The 13,149-nt window shown below is 48.9% G+C and carries 19 protein-coding genes; 11 read left to right on the plus strand and 8 right to left on the minus strand.

Annotated features, from left to right (window positions below; translation table 11 throughout):
- The first annotated feature begins 16 nt into the window (after positions 1-16).
- A complete protein-coding gene (gene carA / locus ACZ483_RS01015; RefSeq protein WP_464324316.1) occupies positions 17-1,129 on the plus strand; it encodes a glutamine-hydrolyzing carbamoyl-phosphate synthase small subunit in 1,113 nt (370 codons plus the stop codon).
- On the opposite strand, the gene hisG is transcribed toward carA, so the two are convergent.
- From hisG to ACZ483_RS01045, 6 genes are all read right to left on the minus strand, one after another.
- A complete protein-coding gene (hisG, locus tag ACZ483_RS01020) occupies positions 1,115-1,729 on the minus strand; it encodes an ATP phosphoribosyltransferase (RefSeq protein WP_464324317.1) in 615 nt (204 codons plus the stop codon). The genes carA and hisG overlap by 15 nt on opposite strands.
- A gap of 101 nt (positions 1,730-1,830) precedes the next feature.
- Positions 1,831-2,031, minus strand: a complete 201-nt coding sequence (locus tag ACZ483_RS01025) for a hypothetical protein (protein ID WP_464324318.1) — start codon at positions 2,029-2,031, stop codon at positions 1,831-1,833.
- Positions 2,028-3,875 (minus strand): sodium-extruding oxaloacetate decarboxylase subunit alpha, encoded by a 1,848-nt coding sequence (gene oadA, locus ACZ483_RS01030; RefSeq protein WP_464324319.1) that lies wholly within the window; start codon positions 3,873-3,875, stop codon positions 2,028-2,030. The genes ACZ483_RS01025 and oadA overlap by 4 nt, the downstream gene beginning before the upstream one ends.
- 33 nt (positions 3,876-3,908) lie before the next feature.
- Positions 3,909-4,658, minus strand: coding sequence for a patatin-like phospholipase family protein (locus ACZ483_RS01035; RefSeq protein WP_464324320.1), 750 nt, complete (start codon positions 4,656-4,658; stop codon positions 3,909-3,911).
- Positions 4,655-5,125 carry a 2-C-methyl-D-erythritol 2,4-cyclodiphosphate synthase gene (ispF, locus tag ACZ483_RS01040; RefSeq protein WP_464325155.1) on the minus strand — a complete coding sequence of 157 codons (471 nt, stop codon included), beginning with the start codon at positions 5,123-5,125 and terminating at the stop codon, positions 4,655-4,657. Before ispF ends, ACZ483_RS01035 begins: the two co-directional genes overlap by 4 nt.
- Complete coding sequence (locus tag ACZ483_RS01045; protein ID WP_464324321.1) at positions 5,122-6,003, minus strand: aspartate carbamoyltransferase catalytic subunit; 882 nt, start codon at positions 6,001-6,003, stop codon at positions 5,122-5,124. The genes ispF and ACZ483_RS01045 overlap by 4 nt, the downstream gene beginning before the upstream one ends.
- Before the next feature lie 102 nt (positions 6,004-6,105).
- On the opposite strand from ACZ483_RS01045, the gene ACZ483_RS01050 reads away from it, so the two are divergent.
- The 6 genes from ACZ483_RS01050 to ACZ483_RS01075 are packed head-to-tail and all read left to right on the plus strand — an operon-like array spanning position 6,106 to position 9,177.
- On the plus strand, positions 6,106-6,573 hold the full coding sequence (locus ACZ483_RS01050) for an iron-sulfur cluster assembly scaffold protein (protein ID WP_464324322.1): 468 nt from the start codon (positions 6,106-6,108) through the stop codon (positions 6,571-6,573).
- A 1-nt stretch (position 6,574) separates the two neighbouring features.
- Positions 6,575-7,618, plus strand: coding sequence for a hypothetical protein (locus ACZ483_RS01055; protein ID WP_464324323.1), 1,044 nt, complete (start codon positions 6,575-6,577; stop codon positions 7,616-7,618).
- Positions 7,615-7,869, plus strand: a complete 255-nt coding sequence (locus ACZ483_RS01060) for a sulfurtransferase TusA family protein (RefSeq protein ID WP_464324324.1) — start codon at positions 7,615-7,617, stop codon at positions 7,867-7,869. Before ACZ483_RS01055 ends, ACZ483_RS01060 begins: the two co-directional genes overlap by 4 nt.
- On the plus strand, positions 7,866-8,111 hold the full coding sequence (locus ACZ483_RS01065; RefSeq protein WP_464324325.1) for a DUF1858 domain-containing protein: 246 nt from the start codon (positions 7,866-7,868) through the stop codon (positions 8,109-8,111). Before ACZ483_RS01060 ends, ACZ483_RS01065 begins: the two co-directional genes overlap by 4 nt.
- Complete coding sequence (locus tag ACZ483_RS01070) at positions 8,111-8,362, plus strand: NifU family protein (RefSeq protein ID WP_464324326.1); 252 nt, start codon at positions 8,111-8,113, stop codon at positions 8,360-8,362. Before ACZ483_RS01065 ends, ACZ483_RS01070 begins: the two co-directional genes overlap by 1 nt.
- Positions 8,359-9,177, plus strand: a complete 819-nt coding sequence (locus ACZ483_RS01075) for a shikimate dehydrogenase (RefSeq protein WP_464324327.1) — start codon at positions 8,359-8,361, stop codon at positions 9,175-9,177. Before ACZ483_RS01070 ends, ACZ483_RS01075 begins: the two co-directional genes overlap by 4 nt.
- On the opposite strand, the gene ACZ483_RS01080 is transcribed toward ACZ483_RS01075, so the two are convergent.
- Entirely contained in the window at positions 9,167-9,766 is a 600-nt protein-coding gene (locus ACZ483_RS01080) for a hypothetical protein (protein ID WP_464324328.1), read from the minus strand. The two genes, ACZ483_RS01075 and ACZ483_RS01080, sit on opposite strands and share 11 nt — an antisense overlap.
- Here ACZ483_RS01080 and hemA point away from each other — a divergent pair.
- The 4 genes from hemA to murA are packed head-to-tail and all read left to right on the plus strand — an operon-like array spanning position 9,744 to position 12,711.
- Positions 9,744-11,045: a glutamyl-tRNA reductase gene (gene hemA / locus ACZ483_RS01085; RefSeq protein ID WP_464324329.1), complete on the plus strand. Its 1,302-nt coding sequence runs from the start codon at positions 9,744-9,746 to the stop codon at positions 11,043-11,045. The two genes, ACZ483_RS01080 and hemA, sit on opposite strands and share 23 nt — an antisense overlap.
- On the plus strand, positions 11,017-11,289 hold the full coding sequence (locus tag ACZ483_RS01090) for an Lrp/AsnC family transcriptional regulator (RefSeq protein ID WP_464324330.1): 273 nt from the start codon (positions 11,017-11,019) through the stop codon (positions 11,287-11,289). The genes hemA and ACZ483_RS01090 overlap by 29 nt, the downstream gene beginning before the upstream one ends.
- Positions 11,286-11,459, plus strand: a complete 174-nt coding sequence (locus tag ACZ483_RS01095; protein ID WP_464324331.1) for a hypothetical protein — start codon at positions 11,286-11,288, stop codon at positions 11,457-11,459. The genes ACZ483_RS01090 and ACZ483_RS01095 overlap by 4 nt, the downstream gene beginning before the upstream one ends.
- Positions 11,431-12,711: a UDP-N-acetylglucosamine 1-carboxyvinyltransferase gene (gene murA / locus ACZ483_RS01100; protein WP_464324332.1), complete on the plus strand. Its 1,281-nt coding sequence runs from the start codon at positions 11,431-11,433 to the stop codon at positions 12,709-12,711. The genes ACZ483_RS01095 and murA overlap by 29 nt, the downstream gene beginning before the upstream one ends.
- Here murA and ACZ483_RS01105 read toward each other — a convergent pair.
- Positions 12,704-13,138 (minus strand): Hsp20/alpha crystallin family protein, encoded by a 435-nt coding sequence (locus tag ACZ483_RS01105; protein WP_464324333.1) that lies wholly within the window; start codon positions 13,136-13,138, stop codon positions 12,704-12,706. The two genes, murA and ACZ483_RS01105, sit on opposite strands and share 8 nt — an antisense overlap.
- Positions 13,139-13,149: the final 11 nt, after the last annotated feature.

Genomic DNA, 13,149 nt, shown 5'->3' on the forward strand with positions numbered 1-13,149 from the left:
CTACAATCTTCCCAATATGAAGAAAGCCGTATTAGCCTTGGAGGACGGAACCTACTTCGTAGGTAGATCCTTCGGGGCGGAGGGAGAGACTCAGGGAGAGCTCATCTTCAACACTTCCATGACGGGCTATCAGGAGATTCTCACAGATCCTTCCTATAAGGGACAGATAGTGGTTATGACCTACACTCAGATGGGCAACTACGGGGTTAATCTGGAAGATATAGAGTCTAAGAAGGTTCAGGTAAACGGCTTCGTCGTCAAGGAGGCATTTTCAAGGTACTCCAACTGGAGGGCACAGAAGTCTCTTCACGAGTATCTGAAGGAGAACGGGGTTGTCGGAATAGAGGGAATAGACACGAGGGCGCTCGTGAAGAAGATAAGAGAACATGGAGTAATAAGGGGTGTCATATCTACCGAAACTTTAGATCCCAAAAAGCTGGTCGAGAGGGCGAGGAGAGTCCCCGACATTTCGGAGTTAGACCTCGTTCAGGAGGTATCCACGAAGGAGATCTACCACTGGGATCAGGGGGAGTGGGATCTTTTCAAAGGGTATATCAGAAGGGAAAACGACAGGCCTCTTATAGCGGTCATAGACTTCGGGGTGAAGTTCAACATCTTAAGGAGGCTCATAAAAGAAGGAGCTAAGGTAGTCGTAGTTCCTCCGGAGACCGCCGAGGAGTTCGTGGAGAGGGAAGATCCAGACGCCATATTCCTTTCCAACGGACCGGGTGATCCCGAAAGGGTGGTTTCCGGTATAAGGCTCGTGAAGAAGTTCATGGAGAAGAAACCGATCTTCGGTATATGCCTTGGCTGTCAGATAATCGGACTCGCTCTTGGAGGGAAAACCTACAAGCTGAAGTTCGGTCATCACGGAGGGAACCATCCCGTAAAGGATCTCAGAACCGGGAAGGTGGAGATAACCGCTCAGAACCACAACTTCGCTATAGATCCCGATTCACTCCCTCCGGAGGTGGAAGTAACCCATCTGAACCTCCTTGATGAGACCGTTGAAGGCATAAGGCACCGAGAACTATCCATCTTTGCTGTCCAGTATCATCCGGAGAACTCCCCCGGTCCTCACGATTCTTACTATCTCTTCAGGGAGTTCGTTGACTTAGCCCTCAAGTGATCTTATAAACTCTAAAATCTCCTCCTTCTTATTCCTGAAGCTCGCCCTGTTGCAGATCAACCACGCTGAGGAGTCGTCTATCTTCTCAATTTCCACCAAGCCGTTTTCCCTCAGAGTTCTACCGGTCTGGACGAGATCAACTATGAACTCCGCCACGCCTACTAAGGGGGCGAGCTCAACTGAACCGCTGAGTTCAACGACCTGAGCCTTTATCCCCTTCTTGGAGAAGAAGTACTTAGCTATCCTCGGATACTTGGTAGCCACCTTTATAAAGGAGCAGGTTCCGTAACGCTCCAAGCTCTCAGGCTTTCCCGCAACAGATATCCTGCACTTTCCTATTCCTAAGTCGAGTATCCTGTAAACCTCCGGTTTCCTCTCAAGATATACGTCGTAACCGCAGAAACCTAAATCCGCCGCTCCGCTCTCTACATAGACGGGGACATCGAAGGGCTTTACGAGGAAGAGTTTGAGTCCGTTTACCTCGAGGATAAGCCTCCTTCCCTCCTCTATCCTCTCCTTTAGAATTCCTTTTGAGATAAGGAGATCGACGCTTTCCTCAAAGAGCCTTCCTTTGGGCAGGGCGATTTTTAAAGCGGGCATATCACCTCGGAGCCTCTTTTTTTTGATTGATAGATATTAGAAGAGCTAAAAGTCCTATAAAAGCTACCGTTCCGAAGATTATCAGCTGTACTATAAGAGCGTCATTCATCCTTTCCAACCTCCAGAAGGAGTATACCCAACACTATAAAAATAACCGTAAATATAAACGCTGATAATATTTCCGGATCTTTAAATTCTTTACCGCGCAGGTATGGAAGGATAAGTCCAAGACCACCTGATATCTTGGAAAAATCGAGAAGGAGCTTACCAAGCTCCCTTAGCGTTCCTTTACTTAACTTCATCTCCTTTTAGGTTTCACCCTCACCAGAACCTCGTCAGGGTTTACGCTCTCGCCCACCTGAACGAGTATCTCCTCCACCACTCCGTCAACGGGACTGTGGATCTCGTTCTCCATCTTCATCGCCTCTACTACCAAAATAACGTCTCCCTCCTTCACCTCCTGACCGACGCTCACCTTTATGTTCACAACCTTACCCGATATAGGAGAGGTAATGTCTCCTACATCTCTCGGTTTTGGTCTCCTTGGAGTAACGGGAGCGCCTTCGGATATCTCGTAGCTTCCGCTTACCTCCACCTCCCTTATCGGTTGGAGAACTACTTCCTCAAGCCTTCCGTCAAGCCTTATGAAGAAGGTCCTTCCTCCCGCCGTTTCCTCACCTCTTCCCGCTATCTGGACGTGGTACTGCTCCCCGTGAACGGTTATGTTGAACTCCACAGGAGCCTTTTCCGGGCAGGCTTCTTCAGCAACTTCTTCAACCGGAACGGGCGGAACTTCTCCCCTCTCAACCTTTTCCCTCCACTCGAAGAACTCCTTGGCAACCACCGGGAAGAGAACGTATGAGAGAACGTCCTCCTCATTCCTTGCCCCAGCCTCTTTAGCTTCCTCCCTGAGCTTATCGAGTTCTGGCTCTAAGAGATCTGCCGGTCTCTTGTCATAGATAGGCTCCTCCTCTCCGAGTATCTTCCTGAGTACTTCTTCCTTAATGGGTGCAGGGGGTCTTCCGTAGAGACCTTTGACGTAATCCTTGGTTTCCTTCGTAACGACCTTATACCTTTCCCCGTGGAGGACGTTCATAAAAGCCTGTGTTCCGACTATCTGACTTGTTGGTGTAACGAGGGGAGGGTAGCCGAGTTCCTCACGAACTCTTACAACCTCTTCGAGAACCTCTTCGAGCTTTTCTTCAAGTCCCTGCTCCCTGAGCTGATTTATAAAGTTGGTTATCATTCCACCAGGTATCTGATGTATGAGAACCCCTACATCGGGGTAGGGGGGGAGAACATCGAACTTCTTATACTTCTCCCTCACCGATCTGAAAAGGTCTCCCGCCTTCTTGTAGAGCTCCGCATCGATGTTAACCTCGTAGCCGAACTCCCTTAAGACGTATATCATTGTCTCTCCCGGCGGGTGGGAGGTTTGACAGGACAGTGTGTAAAAGGCGGTATCTATCATATCCGCTCCCGCCTCGATTCCCTTCAGTTGAGCCATCTCTGCCAGATCCGCCGTCGTTTGGGTGTGAAGATGGACGGGATAATTCGGGAACTCCGACTTTAAAGCCGATACGAGGTCGTAAGCCATCTTAGGTGAAAGGAGTCCCGCCTGATCCTTTATGGAGATTATGTCTATTCCCATGTCCACGAGTTCCCTCGCTATACCGACGTAGTACTCAACGGTATGAACCGGGCTTATAGTGTAGGAGAGGACTCCCTTAACTGTCGCTCCTACCTTTTTGGCTGTCTCTATCGATTTCCACATGTTCCTCGTGTCGTTGAGGGCATCGAATATCCTGAAGACCTCTATACCGTTGTCGTAAGCTCTTTTAACAAACTCCTCGACCACATCGTCGGCGTAGTGTCTGTAACCGACAACGTTCTGACCCCTCAGGAGCATCTCCAACTTCGTGTTCTTGGCGACGTCCTTGAACTTCCTCAACCTCTCCCAGGGGTCCTCCTTTAGAAATCTCAAACACACGTCGAAGGTAGCTCCACCCCAGACCTCAAAGGACCAGAAGCCGCACTTGTCAAGAACCTCAAGGACATCCAGCATATCTTCCGTTCTTACCCTCGTTGCAAGGAGGCTCTGAATGCCATCCCTCAAAGATACGTCCGTTACCTCTATCTTCCTCATGTCTGAACTCCTTAAAGGGATAGTATAACCAATTTAATCTCCGATGAACTTCCTCATGACCTTCAACGTCTTTTCGTAACCGAGTCTGAAGAGGTCATCTGCCTTCCTGATATCTAAGGGAGAGTAGGAGAGTATATCGGGAGTTATCACAACGTCGCAGAGCTCCCTTCTCTTATCCACGTTCGACCTGACAGCTAAGAAGAAGCTCCTGAGGAGAACGTTCACTATATTTCCGACGTTTTCCACCTCTTCTATTGGATTCACGTCTATACCTACCTTTGGAGTTCTGTATCTTTCGAAGGGTTCCACCGGAAGATTATTCATAACACCCCCGTCTATGAAGACATTGCCTTCATATATCACAGGTTCGAATATACCCGGTAAAGCACAGCTCCCTAAGAGTACGGGGACGAGATCCCCCCTGTCGAAATAGAGTGGTTTTGCTTTCAGGAAGTCGGTAACGCACACGAAGGTTTTTATGGGAAGATCCTCAAGTCTATCGGTTTCGATGAGATTTTTAAGTTCTTTTTCCGCTTTAGATAAAGAAAACAACCCTTTTCTGGGTATCTTAGGCTTAAATAGGGTTATCCACCTCGTTCTTTTAATGAGCTTTAACATCTCTTCAGGAGAATATCCTTGAGAGTAAAAAACCGCCACAAGAGCGCCCGCACTCGATCCACTGAGAGCCTTAATCTTTATTCCGAGTTCCTCAAAGGCTTTTATTGCACCTATATGAGCTACTCCTCTCGCCGCTCCTCCTGAGAGGACGAGATTTACCCTCAATCCAGAGCCTCCAGAAGAACAACACAGAGACAGGCTATTCCATTCTCCTTGGTGAAGCCTTCCCTTCTCTTCCCCTTTACCGAAATCCTATCCTCATCGATCTCCAGGAGTTCCGAGAGACTCCTTCTTATCTTATCCTTCCAGGGAGCTATCTTGGGTTCGTTGGCTATAATAGTACAGTCCGCGTTAACTATTCCGTACCCCTTGTTCTTCATCCTTCTGAGTGCCTCTTCCAGAAATATCCTTGAGGGTGCATCTTTCCACCTTTCGTCTTTATCGCTAAAGAGCTCACCTATGTCGGGCTCTCCAAGAGCTCCGAGAATAGCGTCGGTTATAGCATGGAGAAGGGCATCCCCGTCCGAATGTCCCTTAAGACCGTAAGGAAAATCTATCTCGATCCCGCCGAGGAGGAGGGGCTTCCCTTTCTCAAACTCGTGGGAATCGAAGCCAAGACCTACCCTTATCATTCCATACACCAGCTTAGCACTGCCATCCTTACGGGGATCCCATTTTTTACTTGATCGAGTATCAGAGACTTTTCTGAGTAAAGCAGAGCACTGTCTACGTCTATCTCTCTGTTTACAGGACCAGGGTGCATAAAGAAGCTCTTTAGCCTTTCATGTCTTTCCTTCGTCAGTCCGAACTGCTCAAAGTAGCTCCTCTCCGAAGGTATAAAGTTCTCTTTCTGCCTTTCCTTCTGGAGTCTGAGCCATATAACGACGTCCGCCCACTCCATCCCTTCATCCACGCTATCGAATACATACTCCACCTCAAATACATGTATATCTCTTGGTATCAGAGTCCTCGGTCCGCATACGGATACCTTCGCTCCAAACATTCTCAATAGGGGCGCCCCAGATCTGAACACCCTACTGTGGGCTATATCACCCACGTAGAGAATCTTGAGCCCTTCAATGCTGTCAAAGCGCTCGAGCAGTGTGAAGAGATCTATTAGTCCTTGTGTCGGGTGTTGGTGGGTCCCGTCCCCGGCGTTTATAAGCGGGAGTCCCACCTTTTCCAATAGATCTTCGTAGGGAAAGACCACGAAGGGAACTCTGAACACAATAGCTGAAAATCCGAGGGCTTCGAAAGTCTTCAAGGTATCAAAGAAGCTCTCCCCCTTGGTGATCGAACTGCTTTCACCCAGCACGGTATAAGTTCTAAGTCCCAAGTTTCTACAGGCCTTCTCAAAGGAGATCCTGGTTCTTGTCGAGGGTTCCAGAAAGAGAAGAACTACGTCTCCTTCAACCGTTTCGGTCTCCCCGATCTTGAAATCTCTCGCTCTCCTGAGTATCTTTAAAACCTCTTCTTTTCTCAGGTCTTTACTCGAAATAAGACTCCTCATAGCCTTGGAATATTCTAACTCACTTGACTTCTGTCATAACTTGACGACGAGACGAGGAGATATTAATAACTGTTAAAATTTAAACGGATAGGAGGTGCTGAGATGAGCTTCGAATACAACGAGAAGGTGCTTGATCACTTCTTGAACCCGAGGAACGTTGGTGTGCTTGAGGATGCAAACGGTGTGGGGCAGTGTGGTAATCCTGCTTGTGGGGACGCTATGCTCTTTACCATAAAGGTGAATCCTGAGAACGATGTCATAGAGGACGTCAGGTTTAAGACCTTCGGGTGCGGTTCAGCCATAGCGGTCAGTTCCCAGCTTACGGAGATGATAAAGGGCAAGCCCATAGACTACGCCCTCAACCTGACCTACAAGGATATTTTCGAGGAGCTCGGGGGACTCCCTCCTCAGAAGATCCACTGCACGAACCTGGGTCTCGAAACCTTACACGTAGCCATAAAGGACTACCTGATGAAGCAGGGCAGGGAAGAGGAAGCTGCCAAGATACCCGATTGTTACGAAGAGGAGGAAGAGGAAGAACAGGGCGAGTTCGAGTTCCTCAGCACATAAGATGGAAAGGATAAGGGCTGTCGCACTTCTAAGCGGAGGGCTCGACAGTTCCTTAGCTGTCCGCCTCGTTCAGGAGCAGGGGATCGAGGTCAGGGCTCTCCACTTCTACACAGGCTTCTGCATAACGGAACACAAGAGGCGCCTCGGTCTTACCCGTGAGGACGGGCAGCAGTATGTCAATCCTGCATTAAAGGCGGCAGCCCAGCTCAAAGTTCCCCTTGAGATAGTGGATATATCCGAGGAATACTACGATGTTGTACTGAACCCTAAGTTTGGTTACGGAAAGAACGTAAACCCCTGCATAGACTGCAGGATAATGATGCTCAGAAAGGCGAAGGAGATAATGGAGAGGGAAGGCTACCACTTTGTGATCACGGGAGAGGTTCTCTATCAAAGACCTATGAGCCAAACGCCGGAAAGGTTGAAATTGATAGAGAAAGAAGCTGGTCTTGAAGGATACATACTCAGACCTCTATCCGCTAAGGTTCTTCCTCCTACTATACCCGAAATAAAAGGCTGGGTTGATAGGGAGAAGCTCCTCGGCATAAAGGGGAGGAGCAGGAAGGTTCAGATAGAACTCGCTAAAAAGTACGGTCTGGAGTACGAACAGCCCGCTGGTGGATGCTGTTATCTGACCGATGAGAACTACGCTGCAAGGTTCAGAGAAGCCTTTGCTGTTGAGGGTATGATAACCAGAGATGACCTCGTCCTGTTCTCTGTAGGAAGACATTTGAGGCTTCCCTCTGGTGTTAAGCTCATAGTGGCGAGGAACGAGGGAGAGGTGAACTTCCTGAAAGGTTTTAGAACCAGATACAACCACGCCTACAGACTCGACGGTAAGGGAACTTTCGCGTTGATAAAAGGTAATCCCTCGGAAGAGGAGCTTCAAACCATAGCGAATATCATAGCCAGATACTCCAAGAGGGAAGAATCTGATATATACATGAAGGTAGGTGAAAGGGAACTCGTTTTGAGGGGCTATCCCGTTAGTGATGAGGAGATCGAGCCCCTCAAGATCTATCACAGAGAAGGAGCGGTGAGATGAAGTTGGAAGAGATCAAGCCTGACGTCGTTCACGATGTTACGGGGACTTACTGTCCCGTTCCCATAGCGGAGACCGCGAAGCAGATAAAGGAGATGGAGATAGGTCAGATCCTTGAGCTTATAGCTGACGATCCAGGGGTCAAGGAGGACATTCCCGCCTGGTGTCAGTCCACTGGTCAGGAGTTCCTCGGCATGTACGAAGAGGACGGAGAGTACCATCTCTTTGTTAAGAAGGTGAAGGAGCTGAAATGACCACGGTCAAGATAACGGAGGACATACTTTTAAAGGAGCTCTTCGAAATCTTTCCAGAGGCTAAGGATATACTTATGAACTACGGCTATACGAAACTTACGGAGCTTGACGTGGAGGACGTAGTTGTCGATAAGCTGACTCTCAGAGGTTTCTTCAGGCTTATGAAGGTCGGGGAGGAGGAAGCTGGAAGCCTCATAAGGGAAATTCAGACTCTTTATAATAAAAAACTGGAGGAGATCTGATGGTTAAGAAGGAGTTTGACGAGGTAGAAAAGGTTCTTGAAAAGATCAGACCTGCCCTCAAGGATCACCAGGGGAGCCTCAAGATAGTGAATATCGAGGACGGGGTCGTTTACCTCCAGTTCGTAGGAGGATGCTCCGACTGCCCGGTTGTGGACGTTTCTCTCAAGAACGTTGTGGACATAGCTCTAAAAGGAAACCTTAGCTGGGTTAAGAAGGTAGAGATACTTCCGAGCAAGATAGAGCTTACATGAACGTAAGGGGAAGCACCGAGGTATATGGAGTAATAGGCTTCCCCGTTAAACATTCCCTCTCTCCCGTATTTCAAAACGCTGCATTCTCTTACTTAGGAATAGATGCGGTTTACGTTCCCTTCGAGATAGCGCCTCAGGATCTCGAGGAGGCGTTAAGAGGCTTAAAGAAGTCTGGAGTGAAGGGATTGAACGTAACTGTTCCCCACAAGGAAAAGGTTCTAAATATTGCAGACTTTCTGAGCGAGGAGGTTAAGGAGATAGGGGCTGCCAACACGTTGAAGTTCACCCTTGATGGTATAGAAGCTTACAACACAGACTGGATAGGCTTTTTGAGGGCTATAGAGGAACTGACGGATCCACGAGGCAGAAAAGTTCTCGTCCTCGGTGCCGGGGGAGCGTCAAGGGCTGTGCTCTACGCTCTGAAGAAGGTCGGTGCGAAGATTTTCCTCTGGAACAGAACCAGGGAGAAGGCTCTAAACCTTTCGGAGGAGTTCGGGGGAGAGGTGGTGAACTCGGTTGAGGAAATATTGAACGAGGTGGAGATAATTGTGAACACGACGAGCGTGGGGCTGAGACCTGAAGATAAACCTCTTTTCGACTACTCAAAGATAGGAAGTTTCCATACGGTAGTTGATCTTATCTATAAAGAGACCCAGCTCATAAAGGTAGCGAGGGAGAAGGGGTGTCTTTACCAGAACGGCTTTCCTATGCTCGTCTATCAGGGGGCTGAGAGCTTCAGGATATGGACGGGCTGCGAGGCTCCCGTGAAGATAATGAAGTTAGCCCTGAAGGATTACGGCTACGCTACAGATTAGACCAGAACTCCCCAGAGAACTTAGAGGCTGCGTCCTTCAGAGCTTTAATTATTAAAGAGTCCTTAGAAGGGAGTTTGTCCGTTCTCTGTATCCCCTTAGAACACTGCTTAGCCTTAGCCTTCCCTTCGTAGACCCCTGCTAAGACTACCTCTCCCTTTTTTGTCTCTGTGACCTTTGCCGATACAAGAACCTTAGCGTTCCTTACGACACAAACCTCCTCATCTTCCCTCGTGACCCATTCGCTATAATCTATCTTCATAGGCTCCACAACTACAACCGCCTGAACGTCAGACTCCCGTCCTATCTTGACTATCTCTTCGGGAGATAGGCTGTTTATTACCTGAACCTCCTTCCTTGTTATCAGGACAAGATCCACCTTTTCGCCGAGGGTCTTTTTTATAGAAAATGAGATGGGTTCTCTCAAAAGAGCGGCTTCGAACTCCCTCACAGCTATCTTCTGATAAGCTAAATCCAAGTCCCTGTTCTTCAAGAGCACAACCTTTGTTCTAACGGTTGGAGATCCGACCACCTTGTGTATAGGAACCCTCGGTGTGGTGGCACATCCTATGAAGAAGAGAACCAGAAGCATAGGAAGGAGCCTCTTCATACTAACTTTAATTTTAACAGGACATATAATTATCCTGATGGGGGAAGTTTACGCCCTTGGAGTGAACTTTAAAACCGCTCCCGTTGAGGTGAGGGAGAGGTTAGCCTGTAACTTGGAGGAAACAAAGAAGATTCTCCCCCAGCTCAAGACTGCCTCCGGTGTGGAGGAGCTCTGTGTACTTTCCACCTGCAACAGGGTAGAGCTTTACGCCTACGCTACCCATGAGGAGAGTGTAAACCTTTTACTCTCCTTGTTTCTGAAGGAAAAGGGCTCTGAGGACTGGGAGAGGTTTATGTTTGTGAAGAGGGGAGAGGAGGCAGTTTTTCACGTCTTTAAGGTCGCTTCAAGCCTTGACTCCATGGTGGTGGGGGAACCTCAGATAGTCGCTCAGTTTAAGGAGTCCTTCAGGGTGGCGAGGGAGGTGGGGACGACAGGAAAGATACTAAACAGGCTCTTTGAAAAGGCTCTCAAGGCTTCCAAGAGGGTTAGGGTAGAAACGGGCATAAGCAGGAACGCAGTTTCGGTGAGCTATGCCGCTGTTGAGCTCGCGAAGAAGATATTCGGGGATCTCAAGAAGGCTAAGGTTCTCCTTGTGGGTGCGGGGGAGATGGGTGAACTCGCCGCCAACTATCTCAAGCGTCTCGGCTGTCAGATATTCATAACTAACAGAACCTATGAGAAAGCTCTTAAGCTTTCTCAAGAGCTCGGCGGGAATGCTCTGAGGTTCGAGGAACTCGAGGACTTCTTGAGCAATATGGACATAGTTATCGTCTCCACGGGAGCAAGGAACTTCGTGATTACCGAGAAGATGGTAAAGTCCGCCATGAAGAGGAGGAATTACGAACCCATGTTCTTCATAGACATTTCCGTCCCGAGGAACGTGGAGCCTTCGGTCGGAAAGATAGACGAGGTCTTTCTGTACGACATAGACGACCTGAAGGAGGTGGTCGAGAGCAATCTGAAGGATAGGCTTAGAGAGGCTAAGAGGGGTGAGATAATACTCTGGGATGAGGTTAAGAAATTCATGGGCTGGCTCGAGAGCCTGAAGATAGAGCCTCTCATACTGAAGCTGAAGGAGAGGACGAGGGAGATGGAGAGGGAAAACCCTTACGTGAGAAAGCTCGTCTTCAGGGCTATCAGAGAGATGAAGAGAAATCCCAACGCCGCATCTATAATATTCAGAATATTCGCCGAGGAGGTTAGAGATGTCGACAGAAGAGAAAGCTTATCCTATGTCTATAACAGAGCTGATGGAACTTGAAGGAGAGCACGCTATAAGGGCTTACATACTCATCAAGGCTGATCCGAGGGAGATACCCTCCATAATGCTCGCTCTCTCCACCTTCGAGGGTGTGAAGACCGCCGACGTTGTCACGGGACCCTACGACATAATTGTCTTCGTCGAGGTTCCCAATCAGGACGAGCTCGGAAGACTCGTGATCAACAAGATCCATTCCCTCGAGGGAGTCAGGGAGGCTCTCACCTGCGTGGTGGTTAGGATATGAACTATCCGAAGGTGATCGAAGAGAAGGATAGGATCGTAGTTATATACTCCGACGAGCCGATCCACTCTAAGGAGGAGGACGAGGGAATCCAGATCTTTTACTCGAGGGACGGGGATGTTGTTAAGATAATAATCCCAAAGGATGATGAACACCACCTCATATTCCTCTGAGATCTTCGTGGTAGAGGGTGGGGCGAGACTGAGGGGGAAGGTAAGGGTCTCGGGATCTAAGAATTCGAGCCTACCGATAGTCTTCGCAACATTACTCACGGTGGAGGAGTGCCTTTTAGAGGACGTTCCCGATCTCTTAGACGTCAGAAACGCTTTAGAGCTCATAAGGATACTCGGTGGGGAGTTTTCGAGAGAAGGTTTTCTGAGGATATCCACCGAGGGAGTCAGAAGATCGGAAACACCTGAGAGCATCGTCAAGAAGATGAGGGCTTCTGTCCTTACCATGGGACCTCTGCTGGCGAGGTTCGGCCAGGCACGGGTGGCTCTACCGGGCGGGTGTTCCATAGGAGCGAGGCCGATCGATCAACATCTTAGGTTCTTTATAAGCGCTGGAGCGGAGGTAGTTGTAAAAGACGGCTACGTGAACTTGAAGATAGAGAAAAAGAGACCTGTAGAGTTTAAGTTCGACCTGATCACAGTTACAGGAACGGAGAACGCTCTGCTTTACCTCGCCTCGGTGGAAGGAAGGAGCGTATTGAGGAATATCGCCTTAGAGCCTGAGGTTATGGATCTAATTGAAGCTCTCAGGAAGATGGGCGCAGAAATTTCGGTAGAGGGTAGAACCGCTATAGTGGAGGGCTCTTCCCAACTGAGAGGCTTTTCCCACAGGGTTATACCGGACAGAATAGAGGCGGGCACGTTGATGATTGCATCCCTCATAACCGACGGAGAGCTCTATCTTGAGAACGTTAGGCTCGACCACATGGAATCTGTGTTAGAGAAGTTGAAGGAAGTAGGGGGAATTATAGAGGTGCTCGGTAACTTAATCAGGATAAGGAGGGGTGTTGGGTTAAATCCTTTAGAGATAGTTACAAAAGAGTATCCGGGATTCCCCACAGATATGCAGGCTCAGTTTATGGCTCTCCTCTCGATTACCGAAGGAAAGTCAATGGTTTACGAGAGTATATTCGAGAACCGCTTTCAACATGCCTTTGAGATGGTGAAGATGGGGGCGAATATAGAGATAAAGGGAAGGTCCGCCTTTATAGAAGGAGTCGATAAGTTAAGGGGGGCAGAGGTTGTATCCACAGATCTGAGGGCTTCCGCCTCGCTGGTTCTCGCCGGTCTGGTTGCGGAAGGAACCACGATCATAAGGGATATATATCACTTGGATAGGGGTTACGAGAAACTCGAAGAGAAGTTAAAAAGTCTGGGAGCCTCGATTGAGAGGCTCCCCGCTCTCGTTAGCTGACCTTAACCTTGGCTTCTTTTGTTACCTTCACCTTTGGTATCCTGATCTCGAGAACGCCGTCCTTGTACTCTGCCTTCGCCTCTTCAGGCTTGACCTCTGCGGGGAGAGGGACTATCCTCTCTATCCTTCCGTAGAACCTCTCTATCCTGTGGACGTTCTCCGTCTTATCCTCCCTTTCTTCCTTCCTTTCTGCCTTAAGGTGAACTGCGTTCTCCCTGATGGTGACGTCGATGTCTTCCTTCTTAACGCCGGGAAGCTCCGCCTTTACGACGACTTCGCTGTCGGTTTCATAGACATCTACGGGAGGAACGAAGATCTCCTCCCCTTCGGCTCTTGCAGGAAGGACCTCTTCAAAGAGTTTGTCGAACTCCTTTCTGATCCTCTCCAGTTCTGCAAAGGGACTCCATAACGCCAATCCTCTTCTCATCTTTCCCACCT

This window comes from Hydrogenivirga okinawensis, from assembly GCF_055385515.1.